The sequence below is a fragment of the Halobacillus sp. GSS1 genome (assembly GCF_017307035.1).
GTDB lineage: Bacteria > Bacillota > Bacilli > Bacillales > Halobacillaceae > Halobacillus > Halobacillus litoralis.
On record NZ_JAFLHE010000002.1, the window covers coordinates 230,899 to 251,259 of the forward strand.

The window sequence follows — 20,361 nt, forward strand, 5'->3', positions numbered from 1 at the left end:
TATTTTAAATATATGTGGCTGCATCTATTTTATTTGGTGGATGCAGGAAGCTTGTTTCAGAAGATAGCAACCCTATGTAAAGTCCTTTAACGTCTGCTTACTAAAATGAGACATAAAAAAAGAGCGTAACTGTGTAAAGTTACGCTCGGTGACTCGCCCACTGATGGCTGGGTGCGATGCACACCTTATTTCTGCCGGTTTGTTTAGCATCATAAAGAGCATGGTCGGCCTCTTTGATCAACAATTTCGGCTTACTGGTCGTTTCATTGTAACAGGCGAGTCCGATGGATACTGTTATGTGAATCATTTGGCCTGTAGTTAAGAGGAAAGAATGGTTTTCTACCTTTTCTCTAATTCTTTCACTGATTTCATTGGCCCGGTCTGTCGGACAATCCAGTAGAATGACTGTGAACTCTTCTCCACCGTTCCGACTGACAATATCGAAGGATCGTACGGTGTTTTTCAGAATCCGGCTCAGTTCTATCAACACTTGATCGCCTTCTTTGTGACCATAGGTATCATTCACCTTTTTAAAATGATCGATATCGATGTACAAGAGTGATAGTTTTTCTTCCTTATGTACCGCCTGAGATGCGATCTCGTTGAAAGATTGGTCGAATTTGCGGACGTTGTTCAATCCGGTCAAACCATCCGTAGCTGCTTCTGCTTTGTATTTATTCAATAGATTTTGGCTTCTACGAACAAATTCCACGACATAGAAAGAGACGAATCCTGCCGTATAAGAGATAATCCAAAAAGAAGGAATCAGAACCAATAAGGTGGTTTTGTTCTGTAATAGATAGACAATCATGCCTGTGAAAATGACATTCGAAGCGGTTAACGTGAGCAGAATCTTGATTCGCTTCGTCAAATTCAGTCTCGTAATGGTCAATGTAATCAGTGTAATGGAAGTGATCATTAATAGAGCAAGAAGTGATGATGTATTGAATCCGATAAGAAAACGGCCCACGACGACGAGGCACATGGCTGCAATCCCAGGGAAGGTCCCTCCGTAATAAGCGACGAGAATGATCGGGATATGACGTAAGTCAACAATGGTGCTGTCGAAGCGCATGCTGTACTGCATAAGGACATTGCTCAAGACTCCCGCCAGAATCCCTGAAACCATTTTGTTCCTGAATGTGGAAGACCGGCTCAGGGGAGCGGCCTGGGTCGTTTGGGTATAAGTGAATAATGATGCGATCAAAAGGGCTAAGTTGGATATTAATTCTTTTAAAATCAATGGAATCACCTATGTATGTAAAGAATTTTCCCCGTATGTGAGGTTATATGGTTTACCTTCACACTAATGTTCCGGGGAAGGGGAGGATTGTTTGGTCCAGCCTGTGTAGTATTATATACTTTTCTTATAAAGGAAGAAAATAGAAAACTAAAAAAAGCTGCGTTCGGTGTAAAAGATTCCAAGAACGTTTGCACCACCGCAGGAGGAGGGGACAGGGTGAAACATCCATCGAATATAGACGAATGCCCAAAATGTGGGGGAAGGGAACTAGGGAGAGGAAAGCAGAACGGATATGCTGTCATGCTTCCCGTTAATAAAGCCATGTCTTTTGGTTCTGAAGTGGAATACATCATCTGCACAAGCTGCGGGTATATCATCGAAAGCTATGTGAAAAAGCCGGAGAAGTTTAAAGGGACGATCGAATAATTGAGGGATCGACTTGTAAGTGAAAGGGAGCAGGCGTCTGTCCAACAACGACAAGGGGAGGAGTTTTCTATTATGTTGTTTAATATATCCTGAGAGGGAATAAAAGGATTATAGACTTGTATGGAGTGAGTATTTATGTCAATCAACCAGGTAACCAACTGGCCTTGGTCAGATATTCTTATCGTGCTGGGCTTCTTATTGTTTCTATTCTTGATCCGTTTGGGATTGAGCTTATTGATCAACCGGGTATTCCGGGACAGGGGAAGTATCCAGCGGGCCGCCTTTTCTTTGATCAATTGGGTTGTGTTCAATGGCCTGCTTTTATTCGTGATTTTCTATTTCTCTGATTCCGCCTGGCTTTTATTTCCGCTATTCACTATCGGCCAAGTAGAGATTACATTATTTCTAATCATTATTGCCGTGCTGATCATTACTTTTGCCTACAGGCTGTCAAAGGTTCTGAATGAACACCTGCTGCCATTTTTCTTTGAGCGACATCATTTGGATAAGGGGATCCAGTTCACGATGGAGCGGATTGTCCATTATATCATTATGGTCGTCGCGGTATTGGTCAGTTTGACGACGGTCGGCATCGATTTGAGTGCCCTGACTGTTTTTGCCGGGGTCTTAGGTGTGGGAATCGGTTTCGGAATGCAGAACATCGCCTCTAACTTCATATCCGGATTGATCCTTCTCTTTGAACGACCGATAAAAGTCGGGGATCGAGTACTTATAGATGATGTCATCGGTGATGTTGAAAAAATCAGCATGCGGGCGACGGTCGTCCGTACGCTTGAGAATGAACACATCATCATCCCGAACTCTTATTTTTTAGAGGAAAAAGTAGTGAATCGTTCGTTTGCGGATCCGAGGCTTCGTTTGACGATTCCCATCGGGGTCGCCTATGGAACAGATGTGCAGAAGGTGAAAAGAATCCTTCTTGTGGTTGCCGAATTAGCGAGGCAGGAGCACTCGTTCGTCCTTGAGTCACCAGCGCCTTACGTGAATTTTAAAGGTTTCGGTGATTCGTCATTGGATTTTGAACTGTTTCTATGGATTTCCGATCCGAAAGAAGTGATCCGGATGAAAAGTGAGCTGAACTTCTCCATTTATGAGCAGCTGAATGAAAACGGGATTGAAATTCCTTTCCCTCAAAGAGATCTGCACATTAAATCTGCTCCCCCATCTTTACTAAAAGGTCAGGAAGAGGACTCTTGAGAGTTATTTAAGTCTAGGCATAAGCCTTCATTAAAGGCTTATGCCTTTTTTTGTGGGTATATAAAAGGGATTTTCCAAGCAGTTAAGAATCGTGCAGGAGTCTGCCCTTTTCACTTTACTATTTGTACCTTTGACCGTGCTTTTTGTCCCTTCTATTCATAAACAGATCCCTCTGCCGCGCTGAGCTCCTAGAATAAGAGTATCAGTGAAAAGGAGGCATGAAATTGAAGAAAAGGTACATTTTTAGTTTATTATTATTAGGGACAGTACTTATGATGTTAAGTAACGGGAAATATCTGATTGCCATAGCTGCCTGGGTGTTTCCGTTCGTTTTCATGGTTGCCGTAAAGGACTTGAGGGGCCGGTGGGCGTGGATTCTTCTTATGCTCATCATGGCTCTGGGGAATCAGTTGAGTTTTAACCGTATGCTTCCGGAATTGGATATTCCTCTATTCGGTTTTATCCCTGCGGTGGCGGGGGCTTTATATGCGCTGCCCTTCGTTTTGCAGAAAATGTGTTACCGGGTGTCCCGATCCTTTCTGGTTACTTTGATTTTCCCGAGCTCTTATGCCCTTCTAGACTATATGAATGTGTATTTGAACCCGTTTGGTACGTTTGGCGTCCTTGGGTATTCGCAGGCCCATTTCCTGTCAATGGCGCAGGTGGCCTCTCTCATTGGGGTGACAGGGCTCACATTCGTCCTTACATGGGTCGCTGCCATCGTGTATTGGCTGACGCTTGATCGGCCGAAAGTACACAGAAAGGGAGTCGCCCTGGCAACAGTCATGGTTCTTTTACTTACCATAGTCTGGGGGAGTTTGAGAGTCAACGGATCAGTGGATCATCAAACGGTTCTCGTTTCAGGCATTCATACGTTGGATCGTAACAATGAAGAGGTCCTGGAGATCTTTAATTTGCGAAATAAGGATTTGGAGGATTTTACCGAGAAAACAGAAAAGCAAATCGAAACCTTAATGGAACGGACCACGGAAGAAGCAGAAGCGGGTGCGAAAATCATTCACCATTCAGAAGGAACCGCCGTGATGGATGAATCTCAGCGCTCCTCCTACTTGAGTCGTTTGCAGCGTATGGCGGAAGAACATGAGGTGTACATCATTACCGTTCCTTATGTGTTTACAGAGGACGCCAAAAAGAATGAAAATGTCTTGTATGTCATCGATCCGAACGGAGAGATTGCCTTAGAACACTATAAATATGGCGGCAATTTTATTGAACAGACGGTAACGAAAGGGAAGGAGATCCAGGCTGTTGATACGCCTTATGGTCGGTTAACGGGCATCATATGCTGGGATAAAGACTTCCCTTCCGTCGTCAATCAGGTGGGGGAAAAAGACATCGACCATTTATTCATCCCTTCGGCAGACTGGGAAGAAATATCGCCCTATCATACGATTGTGGGGAATTTCCGCGGCATTGAAAATGGAGCGAATACCGTTACCCAAACGGTAAACGGTATGTCCATGATGACCGATTATACAGGACAGACATTGGCGAAAATGAATCATTTTACTACCGATCACTGGGTGATGCGTGGCCATATGCCTGTCCAGGGAACGCACACGTTTTATGCGTTTGCAGGGAAGTATTTTGGTGGAATGGTTCTCGTTGTGTTTATAGGTCTTCTAGTGTTTTTCTTTAAAAAAAGACGCCATTGATAAAGGAGTAGTCATGAAAATTGGATTAGTTTGTGAGGATAGGATTCGAGAGTATGTTGCTGCAAAAGTTCAGGAGCTCGGGATTGAGTTATACGCCAGTGCCGATGTGTATCTTGTGCAAGAGGGGCTGCACCAGGGATTGCTCCCTTGCATTGTTTTTCATCCTGACAACCTTGAAGGGCTGGTGGATTTACTACACCATTATGCGAGGAGATCTGTGACATCTAAGGTGACAGGGATGTTGAATGATGCGTATTACATTCTACCCCACGAAGATATTTTATATTTTGAAGCACTGGATGCCGTCGTTCTCTGTCATACCTCTGAGGAAACCTATCATCTGAAAGAACGGTTGTTTCAACTGGAAAACCGCCTGCCAGGCGACCAGTTTGTCAGAGTGAGCCGGTCTTTTATTGTGCACATCAATGCGGTGACGAAAGTCATTCCATGGTTCAACCGAAGACTTTTATTAACGTTTGCGGGGTCAAAAAAAGAAGTGGAAGTTTCCAAAAGTTACGTCAAGTCTTTTAAAGCGTTTTTAGGAATGAGGTGAGGAAGTTGCGTAAATATTTTTTTGAAGCCCTGATTCTATCGGTATGTGTCGGTGTGATGATCCGCGCATCCTTACTTATTGTGACCGGGCAGCCATTATTTTCACAGATGTTTAGTTATGCAATCAGCGTGTTGATCGCTGTAGTCTCCTGCTCCATCACGTTCTTCATTCATTTTAAGGTCTTAGTGAACAGTCGCTATACGCTACGTGTGAAGTTTACGGTTTCATCGGTTTTGATTTTATTCGTATATCTAATTGGTAACCTGATGTTTGGAGGATTATCCATTGTTTCTGAGGGAGCTTTTTATGTTTATGCAGCCCTCATTTTACTGTTATCCTTCCCGCTTATTCATTACGTAAATAAGAGAATCCATAAATACAATCAATACTTGCACTGGAAGCAGTCGGAAAACAGTAAGGCTTAATAGCCGTGGACTTGATATAAAATATAGCGTAAGAAAAGAGGTCAGAGTAAAACACTCCGACCTCTTATTCCTTTCAAGAAACGATTTTTCCGTCACTCATTTTCACAATACGATCCATGTACTCCAACATTTCTTCATCATGAGTCACGATCAGTGCCGCCATATTCTGGGTTTTAGTGACCTGTTGAATCAACGCCATCGTTTCTCTTGACCTGTTTGAATCCAAGCTGGCCGTCGGTTCATCCGCGAAAAGGATCGCAGGTTCATGGATGATGGCACGTGCCACTGCGACTCTTTGTTTTTCTCCACCGGAGAGGGAAGAGGGATAGGCAGTTAATCGATGGGACATCCCTACTTCATCCAGGATTTTCTTGATCTGTTTTTGTTTTTCCTGTTTGATTCCTCGTCGGTCAGCGATGTCCATCATGATCGAAAGTTGTTCTTCAACCGTTAGGAAAGGGACAAGGTGGGAGCTTTGGAATACGAACCCGAAATGCTGAGCTCTAACCTTTCTCACTTGTTCTGAAGTCCATTCGGCTAGATTTTGATTATTAAATAACACCCGGCCTTTAGAAAGTCGTTGCAGACCGGCAGCAATGGTTAAAAGTGTACTTTTCCCCGATCCTGAAGCCCCTATTAAAGCGGTGACTTCTCCTTCTTCAAGTGTTACATCCACACCTCTCAATACCTCTTCTTCCGTGTCACCATTTATAAATGACTTTCTTACCTGTTCTAATTGTAATCGACTCATGTCAGGCCTCCCCTTGTTGAATGGCTTGTAAAGGTTCAATTTGTTTAATCTGTAATCCTGATAAGGTAGATCCTAAGAATCCCACCACGAAAAATACAACGGATAGTTGAACAGTGGTTGAGACTGATAAGTGATAGGGCATCGTATCAGGAGCGAAAACTTGAAAAGCCTGGCTTATCAAAGCAGCCACAATAAGTGAAGCCATGGTGATCAGGGCCATTTGACTCCAGATCATTTGGAACAAATCAGTTGTACGAATGCCTAGAGCTTTGAGTATTCCATACATGCCTATTTTTTGGACATTCATCATATAAAAGAATATGGAAAATAACAGTCCGCTGATCACAATGAGAAACCAGACAATCATATTCAAAGTCATTTGCTCCGCTTGATAACTTGGGATCGTCGACAAGAATTCACTCTTTGAGAATGCATGTAATCCTCCTATGTTTTCTGTTATCTCTTCACTATAGATCAGCTGATATTCTTTTGTTCTGAACATGCGGTTAAAATCCTTTGAATGGATAAATGCCACAGGGGAATGATTGAACTTCTGGTTATCGATAAAGTCGACAACTTCAAACGTTCCCTCAGACTGTGGACTGGACAGTCGGTCACCAATCTTTATGCCTTCGTCTTTTAATGAGCGGTCGAGGATGACTTCTCCACTTTTCACAGTATTAAGGAGCGGAGTTTCTGTGGAAGTCAGGAAAGCCACACTCTGTTGATTGTCGGACGATGCTTTCAGAGCCCCCATTTGAAGTGAAAAAGCGAATGAATGCTCATCTTCTGTTTTAAAGTTCTCCAGTTTCTGCTTGTCTATATGGGACTGGGTGTAGGAATCATTAGAATCCCCGCTCATATAAAACGTTCCTTCTGGCATATTTTTTATCAAGGATACGTTGTCTTGTGATAGTCCATTCGCCAAACCGGAAATGATGAACGTCAACAGACTGATGAGGGAAACGATGGAGCCTACAATTAAAAATTTCACTTTATTCTTTTTCATTTCTTTCCAAGCCATATGCATGGATCCTTTCATCCTTTCTAAAAAAACCTTTTGTTCTTTTCACTGATTACTTTAAATCAGGCAAGTGAACAAAAGGTTAATGATCCATTACATATGGGGAAGAAGGATTTTAAATGTCGTTCCTTCTTCCAAGCGGCTATATACTGAAATGCTCCCTCCATGGAGGTCGATAACTTCCTTCACGATGGATAACCCTAAGCCTGTCCCTTGTTTGGTTCTGGCAGAGTCTGCACGGTAAAAGCGGTCAAAGATTTGTTCTTTCTCTCCGGATCTTAAACCTATCCCTGTATCTGTGAAAATCACTTCGATTTGATCACCTGACTTATACACCACGATGTCAATATTCCCGCCCGGTTTATTATATTTAACCGCATTGGTTAACAGGTTCTCCCAAACAGCATGAAGGAGTTCCGGATTCCCTTTCACCCACACCTCGTCAAGAGAGTAGGTTAATGAAAGGTTGTTTTCATCCATAAGCCAAAAGTACTTATGAAGGAGATTTCTCAATTGGCCGGTGACATCCACGGGTTTTTTAGAAAATGCATGCCCGTTTGGTTCGAGTGATGATAAGGTCAACAGCTGCTTGGATAATGTAGACATCCTCTTTGCTTCCTCTTGGATCACTTTTAAGTACGTTTTTCGATCTTCCTCAGAAAGTGTGTGGCTTTCTAATAAACGGCTGTAGCCCTGAATATTCAATAAAGGCGTCTGTATATCATGCGACACGTTGGAGACGAACGTTCTTCTCAGCTTGTCTAACTCTCCAAGCCGGGAAATCATATCCTTGAAATTCAGAGCCAGCCGTCCAATTTCATCCTTCCTTTGGATGTTAAGACGGACGTCGAACCCTTCTTCTCCCACTTTATTCGTAGCATGAGATAACTTACGAACAGGGCGTATGATCATGGCGGCCCAAATGAGTACGGCGACTAAACTGAGTATGAAAACAGCTAAACCCATCCACCCCATGAGAATGTGTATTTCATTAAATAAAAGCTTGATGTTCGGCCGCAGGAATAGAGCATACGTAGTGCTATTGTGAGTAAATGGCACACCTACAGAATTTTTCAGCTCATTCGCAAAGAAACCGGTCACGAAAGTCTTTCTAGGAAAATCCTTCATTCCATGATAAGCCTGCCCATTAAGGACATCCTGTACGGTCGCTGGTGATAGATTCTTTTCATCAAAAGACCCACCAAAAGAACGCCTTTCCCCTTGACGGTCGACAACGAAAAGTTGATATCCTATAGAAGCTGTATGCTCGAGATATTGATCAAGGTTCTCCTGTGTTTCTGCGTACTCAGCGATTCTGCTGGCGATTTCCATGTTTTTGGAGTCGTTTTCCGGTTTCAGCTTATTTTGATAGTAGGCATTGGCCATAAAAAAACCGATAAACGAACTGAGTAACATGATGAATAACGTGGTCACCAGGAATTTGGAATACAAGGACTTCATGAGAAGGTCACCTCTAATTTATATCCGACACCACGGACCGTTACAATTCGAATCGTAGAGGTGAGTCTGCCGAGACGTTCACGGATTCTCTTGATGTGAACGTTTAACGTTCTCTCATCCCCTTTAAAATCCAGCCCCCATATATTCTCAATCAAGGCGTCACGATTGAAAACCTGGTTCGGGCGGGAGGCTAATAAAGCTAATAATTCAAACTCTTTTAAAGGCATAAGCAAGTGTTGTTTACCGATCTGTACTTCATAGTTTCGTTGATCAATCTTCACGTCCTGTAATTGAATGACATAATTGCTCGGTCTATCATATCTTCTTAAGACGGCCTGAACCCGGAAAATTAATTCCTTAGGTTCAAAAGGTTTGACGATATAATCGTCCGTTCCAGCCGTGTAGCCCTGCTCTTTATCATAGAGTTCACCTTTCGCTGTGAGTAAAATGACCGGAATATCGTACGTATCTCTTATTTTTCTGGTAAGCGTGTACCCATCCATGTTTGGCAACATCACATCCACAATAGCTAAATCAATCGCGGATTTTTCCAGCAGTTCCAAGGCCTCTAAACCATTTCCGGCTTTATATATATGAAAGCCAGCTTCCCTTAGAGTCACCCCTACAAGATTTACGATGTGATGATCGTCATCGATGATTAAAATTGAGGTCATCCTATTCATCCTTTCTCCACCACTTTCTATGTTACATCGTAAAAGTGAACAGAAGGTTAACAACAGCCTTATTATATATTGGATTTCGTTCGTATAGGGAGGACTCTATAGTCGTATTATGTGGTATAGAGAAAGAATGTATCGGAGCATGCCCTTTAAAGACAGGATTTACATAAATCAGCAGGTTTTAGGAACACTAGGAAAAAAAGGTGGGAACGTTGTGAAAATAGCGATCATCGGAGCAGGACTTGCCGGCCTTTCGTGTGCCGTGGCACTGGAGAAACACGGCTATAGTGCTGATGTTTTCGAACAACGAAACGAAATAGGTTTAGGTTACGATATTGCAGAATTAATGACCCCTATTCTTCATGGACCCATTAATGATTCGGTGAAATTCTTTTCTGAAACGTATGATATCCACTTCAAGCCGGCCAGCAATGTACAGAAGATCTTTGTTCATTCTGAGAACGAATCTGCCTATGTAGAAGGGAATATCGGCTTTGTCAATATGAGAGGCAGATATGAGGACTCTTACGAGAAACAACTGGCTCAACAGATAGTGCATAGCACCATCCATTATGACAGCCACGCAAATTATGAAAACATCTCCAAAGAATATACCCACGTGGTCGTAGCCACGGGTGATCCACAGGACACACAGCAGATCCAGACCTTTGACATCGCTCTCCCTTCAGCTTTTGCCGGTGCTGTCGTCAAAGGGGAATTTGTCCGAAATGAGGTACATACCTGGTTCAATAACGATTTTGCTCCCCAAGGTATGGGCTACTTGATTCCTCACTCCAATACAGAAGCGACTCTTGTCATAGTTTTCCCGCAATATAAAGACGAGTGGCTGCAGAAAAGAAGTGAGTACTGGGAAGCCATGGTTAAGGAAGCCTCTCGAAAGCTTGAGCAGGAGTTAGTAATAGAACATGAATTTACGATCAACGATTATCTGGTTGGAAAATGTCATTATCCAAGAATCGGAAACACATTCTTTGTTGGTAACTGTTTCGGAGCCATTACTCCTTTTTTAGGTTTTGGTCAGACAGGATCCATTCTGACTGGTATTTATGCAGCTCATGATATTTGTGGTCTTGGGGATTATGAAAAGTTATGCAAACCACTCTTCAACGATTATGAAGATTCCCTTGTTCTACGCAGAGGGATTGAAAGGTTGAGCAATCATCAGCTGGATCTAGTGACGAAGTCCCTTCATAATCCGTTGGTAAGGAAGGTTGTGACTCGTCCGAACATGGGTGTCTTGAAAGGTCTGAGCCACTTGCTGAAGCCTTTTATATCGAAATAAATGATTGAATGATGTGAAAGTCGATATTGAAGGTTTTCTGATTTGCCGCTTTCACGGTAGGAGAGAAAAACGTTATCCAGAACAAAATCTAAGTCCCGGTCATCGATTTTTTGATGGCTATTTCATGCAAGAAAAAGATATTTAAGTAAGAGGCCGATTCTCCATATAACAATGGGGAGTCGGTCTTTTTACTTGGGAGAGTTTGGGTATGCAAGGTTTAGGTAATAGAAGTCCAAAGGTGCCAGGGACAACTATGCGCGTTTAAAAAGGAGGATATCATTTTGGGAAAGTGAAGTTTCTCCTCTATTCGGTCATTGCGGGACTATTAGGTGTGGTGGTTACGTATGTGCTCAACGAATTTAACGCTGACTGGCCGTCATTTATTGGGATTTTCATTGGTGTTTTCATCAGTCAATTCGTCTTTTTGTTGTGGCGGCATAAGAAGGACAAACACACTTCGATCTAGTGTCTGGATTCTGCATTTCCCTTCTCTTTAGAGTGCTGAAGTTGCTATACTTGAGACAACTTTTTTTAAGAAGGGAAGAGGCAGATGACTAAACAAACCATTGGTTTCATCGGTGCAGGTGTGATGGGGAAAAGCATGGCACGCAACTTGATGCGCGCGGGGTATGATTTGAATGTGTATACGCGTACGAAAGCAAAAGCAGACGATCTGGTAGCAGAAGGAGCAAACTGGAAGCAAAGTGTGGCTCGCCTATCCGAGCACTCTGATATAATCATTACGATTGTTGGATATCCTTCAGATGTAGAGGAAGTTTATCTCAGTGGAGATGGGATCTTAGAGAATGCGAAGCCGGGATCGTATGTGATCGATATGACAACGTCCTCTCCTGATTTGGCACAGGAGATTGCTGAAAAAGCTGAAAAGGCTGGTATTCATGCGTATGATGCTCCTGTATCCGGCGGGGACGTTGGCGCAAGAAACGGGAAGCTCACGATCATGGTCGGTGGGAATCAGGAGTATTTTGACGAAGTCCTGCCCGTCCTTCAAGCGATGGGTGAAAATATCGTCCTTCAAGGTGAAGCAGGAGCAGGGCAGCATACAAAAATGAGTAACCAAATCGCGATTGCATCCGGCATGTTAGGTGTCTGTGAGGCTATTACATATGCAGAAAAAGCCGGTCTCGATCCGAAGAAGGTGTTGAGCAGCATTGAGTTCGGTGCTGCTGGAAGCTGGTCGTTATCCAATCTCGGTCCGAGGATGATTGACGGTAACTTTGATCCGGGATTTTATGTGAAGCACTTTATCAAAGATATGAAGATCGCCATTGATTCTGCGGAGAATATGCAGATTCCTGTTCCTGGATTGAAACTTGCGAAGCAATTGTATGAGGAACTGAGTGAATCAGGTGGAGATAATGATGGGACGCAGGCGCTGTATAAGTACTATCAAATGATGAATCCAGTCTCATAGAAAAGAGTCCTTGAGGAGATGAACACTCCCAAGGACTCTTTTCATATTGAATGAGGTCCTGCTTCCCAAGTAGAGATTTCATCCTTGAAATTATTAAGTCTGACCACACTAGTTAAAGCGCAGGGAAGAAGCCGATCATCAAGCGTCCGGAAATGTGCGTTTTTATTTTTCATTATAAATATGAATGATTCCAGATGTTTATCCTTGACCTAGAGTTAACTCTAGGCAATATACTGCACGTAAATCAACCACATTTGACTTGAATGTCTTTGGTTTTTTTGGCACAGAGTGAGTGCCGTTCAACACTAACTAAAAAAGGGAGATGTTCTCATGATTTTGAAGGAAACGTATAAGTTATCAAATGGAATGGAGATTCCTAAATTAGGTCTTGGAACATGGATGATTGACAATGACGATGTCGCACAGGCTGTAGTGGATGCTGTGGAAATCGGTTATCGTCATATTGATACGGCACAGGCGTATCAGAATGAAAGTGGTGTAGGTGAAGGAATTCGCGCTTGTGGTGTGGGCAGGGAAGACTTGTTCATTACGACAAAGCTGGCTGCGGAAGTCAAATCATATGAAGAAGCCGTTTCCTCCATTGATCAATCATTAGAGACGATGGGACTGGATTATGTGGATATGATGATCATTCACAGCCCGCAACCCTGGAAGCACTTTGGCGGTGAAGATCGTTACTTCGAAGGAAACCGTGAAGCATGGAAAGCCCTTGAAGAAGCGTATCAAGCGGGGAAAATACGTGCGATCGGTTTATCGAACTTCCAAAAAGAAGATGTTGAAAACATTCTCAGTGCATGTACAGTCAAACCGATGGTCAATCAGATCCTCGCTCATATCAGCAATACACCGTTCGAATTAATTCAATATACGCAGGAACAAGATATTCTTGTGGAAGCTTATTCACCAATCGCCCACGGAGAATTGTTGAAAAATGAAAAAGTGGTAGACCTTGCAGAGAAGTATGGGGTATCCGTACCTCAATTAAGCATAAGATATGTCTTGCAGCATGGACTTCTTCCACTACCTAAAACGGCAAATCCGGAACATATGAAGAATAATGCAGATGTAGATTTCACCATTTCTGATGAGGACATGGATTTCTTGAAAAATATCGAAACCATCAAAGATTACGGTGAGGCGAGTGTCATGCCTGTATTCGGTGGTAAGTTGTAATACTCTGAATCTGAAAGATCACTAAAAAACATCGATTTTGGAACAGCAAAAAGAGGCCGAGAAATCGGTCTCTTTTTTATTTGAATTTAATTCTGCCAGTTTCTTTTAAAAAAAGACAGGCGCATCAGCACCTGTCTTCTAAAATATTTCACTTGTACGCTGTCATAAACTCGTTAGATAGCTTCACATCGCTTCAAGAGATCGACTTCTATTTTTACTCCTGAGATGTATCAATTTTTTTCAGTTCCTTCGCAGGGACGCCTCCGACCATAACGTTCGATGGAACATCTTTCGTAACGACGGAGCCTGCAGCGATGATTGCTCCATCACCAATGGACACATCCTGGAGCACGGTAACATTTGCACCAATCCAGACATTATTTCCGATTTTAATAGGGGCGGGGTGGAGCGTGCTGCGCTTCTCAGGATGGGCGTCATGATTCAGCGTGGCCAATACGACATTATGACCCACAAGCACTCCATCTCCAATAATAATCCCTCCTTGGTCTTGAAAGCGGCAGCCGGAATTGATGAAGACATTCTTCCCTACTTCGATGTTTTTGCCGCAATCGCTGGAGAAGGGAGGGAACATGGAGAAACTGCTGTCGACTGGTTTTCCAATCAACTCGGAAAATAGCTCCCGAACTTTTTCAGGGGGATGGTATTTCCCGTTCAGCTCTGCAGTTATTTTCAATGCTTCCTGTGATACCTTGTGCATGACTTGATGAACCTCAGATCCACCTTCTACAGTCTTGCCTTTATTCAAGTGGTCCAAAAATCCGTTGATATCCATGGGAGTCCTCCTTATTTCATTCATAAGATCATTACTCCCATTCTACCCCTTGGAGTGGACTCTAAGGCAAAAAAGGAGGGGGGACTGTTTACAGCTGACGAGAAAAAAGCCAACCTATACATGGTAAGATTGACTTTTCCCGTTTTTTACTTCCTTTTACAACTGGTCGTACCACTCGTCATCGACAGGTTCCAACCACTCGGTTTCTCCCGGTGTCATGGCTAAGTGGACAAACCAGCTTTCGTTTGTCGCTCCGTGCCAGTGTTTTACATTCGCCGGAATATTCACCACATCGCCGGTTTCGATGAACTGGGCCGGTTTTCCTTCCTCTTGATACCAGCCTTGCCCACCCGTAACCAACAACACTTGCCCCACTGTATGCGAGTGCCAACTATTACGGGCTCTCGGAGCAAAGGTTACATTTCCGATGGCGGTGTTAAGTGGCTTCTCCTCTGTAAACACCATCTGCAAGTAAGCGTCACCGATGAAATTATCAGATTCGACTTTCTGTCCTAGCGGAAAGATTGTGCTGTTCCGCAACTCTTCATTAGCCATGCTCTTAACCTCCCAATTCTTTTAATTGAGTTTTCAAGGAAAAGTATAGACCTTCGTGTACACTTTAAGGCAAGGGGTAAAATGTAAAAGGAACATCTGGTCGTACCCTTGACTTAAAGTTAACTCTAAGTAGTAATGTATAGGTAGAAAATAAAAAAGAACGGGGAATGCAAGTTTTACGAGAAGCGAATGATAAATAATCGTAAAATATAACTTAAGGAAGAACGGATGTAGGGACATCATTATGAATTTGTTCTGTAAATGAAAAAGACAATAAGGATGTGTAAACCATGGGGTATCGTATTGGAGAACTTTCAAAATTGATCGGTGTCAGTGAACATACGTTAAGGTATTACGAAAAAGAGGGTTTAGTTGTACCAGATCGTGACAAGAATAATGTCCGTAATTATTCCGAACATAATAAATTATGGGCGGAGTTCATCCTGCACATGAAAGAAACAGGCATGTCTATGGAAGACCTGAAGAACTATACGCAGTTATGGGAATCAGGAGAAGAAGGTACTGTGGCAATGATTGATATCCTGACCAACCATAGAGATAAAGTGAAAAAGCAGATTGAGATCTACAAGAAAAACCTGAATCTATTAAATAAAAAAATTGATTTTTATCAAAGCAGTCTGGAGGAAAACCGGTCTGCGAATTTGTATGAAACGTTTGTCGATAGAAAAGGAACGGATGAAGAACTAAAATAGTTTAAAGGAGTCCGTTACATGAACAGAGGTAAATCAAACAAGGCTTTCAGAAGATATAGAGGAAAATAATACCTTGCGGACAACATTATAAAAGCGACCGACTAACGGTCGCTTTATTTTTTGTATTTTAGGATTTTCAGAATGGACTCGTAACAGGCCGTACGGTAATAGTCATGCAGTTGATCGTCATCTCTCATCAGCCATTGAATCAAGCTTCCGTCAATCATACAGCGGATGCTGATTGCTGTTTGTTCCACATCGTCCACATCAAAAATCTCTTCTTCCAGTCCTTGATGAACGATTTCTCTGCCGATGGACCAGCAGTTTTCGTAGAATTTTTGATTGATTTCTTTATACGATTCGTTATTCTTTACTTGGGATAAAAAGTCCAGGTACACGCGGTAGAAGTTTTTATTTTCTTCTGGACTGATGAATACGCGATCGATATAGGCTTCAAGCTTTCCTATAGCTGTTTCCTGTTCACTGATGGATGCAGCTTCTTTTTCATAGATGCGTGTCGTGATCCATTCAAACAATTGCGTGAAAACATCAGATTTATTTTTGAAGTAGTAATTCGTGACCCCTTTGCTGACATCGGCATAATCGGCGATATCCTGCAGGGTGACGGATTCATAGCCTTTTTCGGTTGCAGCTTGGAAGGCAGCTTTTAATATCTGTTTGCGTCTCTGTTCTGCTTTTTTTGCCATTTTCTAATATAACCTCCATTGGATGCTCTGTTTATTATACAAGAAAAAGAGAGGATATTCGAATCTTTTATACTGACTGGTCAAAATAAATTGACCGGTCAGTATAAAATGGTCTATGATAGATTTATAATCTAGTTAAATGAGGAAGCAGAAAGGGGAAATGTTCGAATGACAAAAGAATTCCATGCACTTGTCGTGAACAAAACAGAGGAAGATTTTTCAGTGAATGTGGAATCGTTGACTTTGGAAGATCTGCCGGAAGGGGATGTGACGATTCACGTCCACTATTCCAGCGTCAACTATAAAGATGGGTTGGCAAGTATTCCGAATGGCAAAATCGTTCAGTCCTATCCTTTCGTTCCTGGGATCGACCTTGCCGGGACTGTCGTCTCGTCCGAGGATGACCGCTACCAAGAAGGTGACGAAGTGGTCGTGACGAGCTATGAATTAGGCGTTTCCCACTATGGTGGTTACAGTGAATATGCACGTGTCCCTGGCGACTGGGTGGTTCCACTGCCTGAGAATATGACATTGAAGGAAGCGATGGCATTCGGTACGGCAGGATTCACCGCAGCGCTCTCAGTCCATCGCCTTGAAGAAAGCGGCGTTAAACCGGAAGACGGAACGATTCTGGTTACAGGCGCTACCGGCGGTGTCGGAAGTATGGCTGTTTCCATGCTTGCTAAACGCGGGTACCATGTGACGGCTAGTACAGGAAAAGAATCGGAGCATGAATATCTGAAAACGTTGGGCGCACAAGAAATCATTTCCCGGGAAGAAGTGACCCCTGAGAAGATCCGCCCGATCGGTAAGCAGAAGTGGGCAGGTGTGGTCGATCCCGTGGGAGGTAAAACACTGGCCTCTGTTCTCAGCAACACGAAATATGGCGGAGCCGTTGCTGTGAGTGGTTTGACTGCCGGGGTGGAAGTGCCGACAACGGTGTTCCCATTTATCCTAAGAGGAGTGAATCTGCTCGGTATCGATTCTGTTTATTGTCCGAAAGACTTGAGAGAAAAGCTATGGACGCGGATGGCTACGGATTTGAAGCCGGATGATTTAGGAGAAATTGAAAAGGAAGTTTCACTAAAAGAGCTCCCTGATACTTTATCCGATATTTTACAAGGAAAGGTAAGAGGAAGAACGGTTGTAAACCTCAGCTCCTGAATGGTCTTAGAATCAAACAATGTAGAAAGCGTAACCTCAAAAGGTTGCGCTTTTTTTTAGTCTTGAGTATTGTGAAAGCGTTTGAAATAATTAAAGAAAGATAATCTCATCGTAGACCATTAAATGAAAGGGAGGGGAATGGCTATGAATACTAAACAGAACAATGATTCAGGTTCCAACAAAGAACGGGCGGTTTCTTTTCTGAAGCAAGTGGTGGATGGAGAGGTAACAGAAGCGTATCAAAGGTATATCCATCCTGATTTTTTCCATCACAACCCCTACTTCCGCGGGGATAAAGATTCACTGAGGAGTGCAATGGAAGAAGATGCATCCAGCAACCCTGATAAAACGTTTAAGGTAAACCGTGCGATCGAAGAAAAAGACATCGTGGTTGTCCATTCTCATATAAAACAACAGCAGGAAGACATGGGAGTAGCCGTCGTCCATATGATGCGCTTTGCGGATGGACAAATCGTTGAGATGTGGGATATCGGACAGCCGCTTCCAGAAGATTCACCGAATGAAAATGGTGCTTTTTAAGTGAAGTTGTATTTTTGATGATCCCACCGTTTTATAATCGGCTGCTTTTTGGTAGAGAGATCCACTAAACGTGGGAATCTCCTTTTTTATCAAAGAGTATTGTCTTAGATAACATCCTTTGAAATAATTAAAAGGAATAGCAAGGCTTTTCAGAGCGTTTGTCTTTAAATAGGATCTCGTAGTGAATTTTGAAAGGGGATACATAACCTTGAATACAAAATACTTAGACTTACTTGCTCAAAAATACGACAGCGAAGAAAAAGTCGTCACGGAAATTATCAATTTGAAAGCGATCCTTAACCTGCCGAAAGGAACCGAGCATTTCGTCAGTGATCTTCATGGGGAATACCAGGCGTTCCAGCACGTATTGAGAAATGGCTCAGGGAGAGTCAAAGAAAAAATCCGGGATCTTTTTGAAGAGGAGATGTCTGGGAAGGAACTGGACGAATTCGCAACACTCGTTTTTTACCCGGAAGAAAAAATCAAGCTGATCAAGAACGGTTTTGATAATAATGAAGAGTTGGAAATGTGGTACACGCACACGATCGACCGGATGATCAAGCTCATTTCCTATGCTTCTTCCAAGTACACACGCTCCAAGCTGCGTAAAGCCCTGCCGACGCAATTCGTCTATATCATAGAAGAACTGCTCTACAAGACGGATGATGTAACAAATAAAGAATCGTACTATAAGAAAATTGTTCAACAGATCATTTCTCTCGGTCAGGCAGACAAGCTTATTAGTGGTCTCGCTTACGCTACACAGAAGCTGGTCGTGGACCATCTTCATGTCGTCGGCGATATTTACGACCGGGGACCGGAGCCGGATGAAATCATGGAAACACTCATCCATTACCCATCGGTTGATATCCAGTGGGGCAACCACGATGTGTTGTGGATCGGTGCTTTTGCAGGGTCGAAGGTGTGTCTGGCCAACATCCTCCGTATCTGCGCCCGTTACAACAATTTGGAAATCATTGAGGATGCGTACGGCATCAACTTGAGGCCACTGCTCAACCTTGCCGAGAAGTATTATGGCGACCATGCGGCGTTCAGACCTAAGATCCATACCGATGAAAAACCATCGGAACATGAGCAGCTGCAGATTACGAAAATGCATCAGGCGATCGCGATGATTCAGTTCAAACTTGAGAGTTCGATTATTAAAAGGCGCCCGTATTTCCACATGTCTGAGCGGCTGCTGCTTGAAAAAGTGGACTATGACCGGGAGGAAATCACCCTCCACGACAAGACGTATCCACTTGAAAATCCTTGTTTCTCAACCATTGACCCTGAAGACCCGAACCGTCTCCTGGAGGAAGAGGAACAGGTCATCGAGAAGCTGTTGTTTTCCATCCAGCATTCAGAGAAGCTTGCCAGACACATGAAGTTCCTTGTGAAAAAGGGCAGCCTGTATTTGAAATACAATGGCAACCTGCTGATACACGGGTGTATTCCGGTCGATAAGGAAGGAAATATGGAAAAAATGACGATTGAAGACAAATCCTATGCCGGCCGTGAGCTTCTCGATATATTTGAGCATTATCTACGCCATTCGTTTGCCAATCCAAAAGAAACGGATGACCTCGCGACCGATATGGTCTGGTATTTATGGACAGGGCAGTACTCATCCTTGTTCGGAAAAAGGGAAATGACGACGTTCGAGCGCTACTTCATCGCTGATAAAACGACACACAAAGAGAGAAAAAATCCTTACTATTATCTGAGGGAAGATGAAGAAGTCTGCCGGAAGATCCTTGCAGAATTCGAGCTCAATCCTGATCAGGGCCATATCATTAACGGCCACACACCAGTCAAAGAGATTGAAGGGGAAGACCCGATCAAAGCAGGCGGGAAAATGGTTGTCATCGATGGAGGTTTTTCGAAAGCCTATCAATCGACCACAGGCATTGCCGGATATACGCTGCTGTATAATTCCTTCGGCATGCAGCTGGTCGCCCATAAACGCTTCAACTCCAAGGAAGAAGTGCTGCGGGATGGAACCGATGTCTTGTCTGTGAAGCGATTGGTGGATAAAGAGCTTGAAAGAAAGAAAGTTTTGGAGACGAACGTGGGAGAAGAACTGCTGCAGGAGATCTATATTTTGAACAGTTTGATGGAATATAAGTATATGAAGTAACAGAATATGAAAAGGACGATGGCTCATGAAGAGCCATCGTCCTTTTTTAGGTTTTTATCTTTGTCAGGCTTTCGTCCATGCGTTTTGATCAACGTGGACGAAATCATCAAGGGTTTACCACTTAATGCTGCAGCCGACAATGATCAAAAGAATGAACAATACCACAATCAAAACAAAATTGTTTCGACGTGGACGGCAGTGGTACATAGGCGCAGACGGCATGTGTGGCATATTTGCCCCCATATATGGTGCATTTACGTTAGCGCCCATCGTGTACGGAGCATTAACATTTTCCATGTGAAAACATCCCTTTCCTTTTGTTTCTTTGTCACTATATTGTACTCGCCTAACAGAAAGTTG

21 protein-coding genes are annotated in these 20,361 nt (G+C 43.1%); 12 read left to right on the forward strand and 9 right to left on the reverse strand.

Annotation, left to right across the window (positions count from 1 at the left end; genetic code table 11):
- Positions 1-139: 139 nt before the first annotated feature.
- The gene (locus J0K78_RS07640) at positions 140-1,243 is read right to left on the reverse strand and encodes a GGDEF domain-containing protein (protein ID WP_206946125.1); all 1,104 of its coding nucleotides are present in this window, start codon (positions 1,241-1,243) and stop codon (positions 140-142) included.
- Positions 1,244-1,459: 216 nt separating this feature from the next.
- Here J0K78_RS07640 and J0K78_RS07645 point away from each other — a divergent pair, with 216 nt between their 5' ends.
- From J0K78_RS07645 to J0K78_RS07665, 5 genes are all read left to right on the forward strand, one after another.
- Entirely contained in the window at positions 1,460-1,669 is a 210-nt protein-coding gene (locus tag J0K78_RS07645; RefSeq protein ID WP_206946126.1) for a transcription initiation factor TFIIIB, read from the forward strand.
- A 135-nt stretch (positions 1,670-1,804) separates the two neighbouring features.
- A complete protein-coding gene (locus J0K78_RS07650; RefSeq protein WP_206946127.1) occupies positions 1,805-2,887 on the forward strand; it encodes a mechanosensitive ion channel family protein in 1,083 nt (360 codons plus the stop codon).
- Positions 2,888-3,111: 224 nt separating this feature from the next.
- Positions 3,112-4,563, forward strand: coding sequence for a nitrilase-related carbon-nitrogen hydrolase (locus J0K78_RS07655; protein WP_206946128.1), 1,452 nt, complete (start codon positions 3,112-3,114; stop codon positions 4,561-4,563).
- 13 nt (positions 4,564-4,576) lie between these two features.
- A complete protein-coding gene (locus J0K78_RS07660; RefSeq protein ID WP_206946129.1) occupies positions 4,577-5,116 on the forward strand; it encodes a LytTR family DNA-binding domain-containing protein in 540 nt (179 codons plus the stop codon).
- Positions 5,117-5,121: 5 nt separating this feature from the next.
- The gene (locus J0K78_RS07665; protein WP_206946130.1) at positions 5,122-5,541 is read left to right on the forward strand and encodes a hypothetical protein; all 420 of its coding nucleotides are present in this window, start codon (positions 5,122-5,124) and stop codon (positions 5,539-5,541) included.
- Between the two features lie 73 nt (positions 5,542-5,614).
- Here the strand turns inward: J0K78_RS07665 and J0K78_RS07670 are convergent, their stop codons facing one another.
- The 4 genes from J0K78_RS07670 to J0K78_RS07685 form a co-directional block, all read right to left on the reverse strand.
- A complete protein-coding gene (locus tag J0K78_RS07670; RefSeq protein ID WP_206946131.1) occupies positions 5,615-6,292 on the reverse strand; it encodes an ABC transporter ATP-binding protein in 678 nt (225 codons plus the stop codon).
- A 1-nt stretch (position 6,293) separates the two neighbouring features.
- Positions 6,294-7,322: an ABC transporter permease gene (locus J0K78_RS07675; RefSeq protein WP_206946132.1), complete on the reverse strand. Its 1,029-nt coding sequence runs from the start codon at positions 7,320-7,322 to the stop codon at positions 6,294-6,296.
- Positions 7,323-7,409: 87 nt separating this feature from the next.
- On the reverse strand, positions 7,410-8,777 hold the full coding sequence (locus tag J0K78_RS07680; RefSeq protein WP_206946133.1) for a sensor histidine kinase: 1,368 nt from the start codon (positions 8,775-8,777) through the stop codon (positions 7,410-7,412).
- A complete protein-coding gene (locus J0K78_RS07685; protein ID WP_206946134.1) occupies positions 8,774-9,451 on the reverse strand; it encodes a response regulator transcription factor in 678 nt (225 codons plus the stop codon). Before J0K78_RS07685 ends, J0K78_RS07680 begins: the two co-directional genes overlap by 4 nt.
- Positions 9,452-9,671: 220 nt before the next feature.
- Here J0K78_RS07685 and J0K78_RS07690 point away from each other — a divergent pair, with 220 nt between their 5' ends.
- The 3 genes from J0K78_RS07690 (at position 9,672) to J0K78_RS07700 (ending at position 13,389) form a co-directional block, all read left to right on the forward strand.
- Complete coding sequence (locus J0K78_RS07690; protein WP_206946135.1) at positions 9,672-10,760, forward strand: NAD(P)-binding protein; 1,089 nt, start codon at positions 9,672-9,674, stop codon at positions 10,758-10,760.
- A 550-nt stretch (positions 10,761-11,310) separates the two neighbouring features.
- Positions 11,311-12,195, forward strand: coding sequence for an NAD(P)-dependent oxidoreductase (locus tag J0K78_RS07695; RefSeq protein WP_206946136.1), 885 nt, complete (start codon positions 11,311-11,313; stop codon positions 12,193-12,195).
- Positions 12,196-12,525: 330 nt separating this feature from the next.
- Positions 12,526-13,389, forward strand: coding sequence for an aldo/keto reductase (locus tag J0K78_RS07700; RefSeq protein WP_242517766.1), 864 nt, complete (start codon positions 12,526-12,528; stop codon positions 13,387-13,389).
- Positions 13,390-13,603: 214 nt separating this feature from the next.
- Here J0K78_RS07700 and J0K78_RS07705 read toward each other — a convergent pair whose 3' ends face one another.
- On the reverse strand, positions 13,604-14,182 hold the full coding sequence (locus J0K78_RS07705; RefSeq protein ID WP_206946137.1) for a DapH/DapD/GlmU-related protein: 579 nt from the start codon (positions 14,180-14,182) through the stop codon (positions 13,604-13,606).
- Positions 14,183-14,338: 156 nt separating this feature from the next.
- Positions 14,339-14,737 carry a cupin domain-containing protein gene (locus J0K78_RS07710; protein ID WP_206946138.1) on the reverse strand — a complete coding sequence of 133 codons (399 nt, stop codon included), beginning with the start codon at positions 14,735-14,737 and terminating at the stop codon, positions 14,339-14,341.
- Positions 14,738-15,027: 290 nt separating this feature from the next.
- Between J0K78_RS07710 and J0K78_RS07715 the strand changes: the two genes are divergently transcribed.
- Positions 15,028-15,450 carry a MerR family transcriptional regulator gene (locus J0K78_RS07715; protein ID WP_206946139.1) on the forward strand — a complete coding sequence of 141 codons (423 nt, stop codon included), beginning with the start codon at positions 15,028-15,030 and terminating at the stop codon, positions 15,448-15,450.
- Positions 15,451-15,563: 113 nt separating this feature from the next.
- Here J0K78_RS07715 and J0K78_RS07720 read toward each other — a convergent pair whose 3' ends face one another.
- Positions 15,564-16,157, reverse strand: coding sequence for a TetR/AcrR family transcriptional regulator (locus J0K78_RS07720; protein ID WP_206946140.1), 594 nt, complete (start codon positions 16,155-16,157; stop codon positions 15,564-15,566).
- Between the two features lie 168 nt (positions 16,158-16,325).
- Here J0K78_RS07720 and J0K78_RS07725 point away from each other — a divergent pair, with 168 nt between their 5' ends.
- The 3 genes from J0K78_RS07725 (at position 16,326) to J0K78_RS07735 (ending at position 20,001) form a co-directional block, all read left to right on the forward strand.
- Positions 16,326-17,321 carry an NADPH:quinone oxidoreductase family protein gene (locus J0K78_RS07725; RefSeq protein ID WP_206946141.1) on the forward strand — a complete coding sequence of 332 codons (996 nt, stop codon included), beginning with the start codon at positions 16,326-16,328 and terminating at the stop codon, positions 17,319-17,321.
- Positions 17,322-17,465: 144 nt separating this feature from the next.
- The gene (locus tag J0K78_RS07730) at positions 17,466-17,861 is read left to right on the forward strand and encodes a nuclear transport factor 2 family protein (RefSeq protein ID WP_206946142.1); all 396 of its coding nucleotides are present in this window, start codon (positions 17,466-17,468) and stop codon (positions 17,859-17,861) included.
- Positions 17,862-18,069: 208 nt separating this feature from the next.
- A complete protein-coding gene (locus J0K78_RS07735; RefSeq protein WP_206946143.1) occupies positions 18,070-20,001 on the forward strand; it encodes a fructose-1,6-bisphosphatase in 1,932 nt (643 codons plus the stop codon).
- 114 nt (positions 20,002-20,115) lie between these two features.
- Here J0K78_RS07735 and J0K78_RS20035 read toward each other — a convergent pair whose 3' ends face one another.
- On the reverse strand, positions 20,116-20,298 hold the full coding sequence (locus J0K78_RS20035; protein ID WP_089650981.1) for a YjcZ family sporulation protein: 183 nt from the start codon (positions 20,296-20,298) through the stop codon (positions 20,116-20,118).
- Positions 20,299-20,361 lie beyond the last annotated feature (63 nt).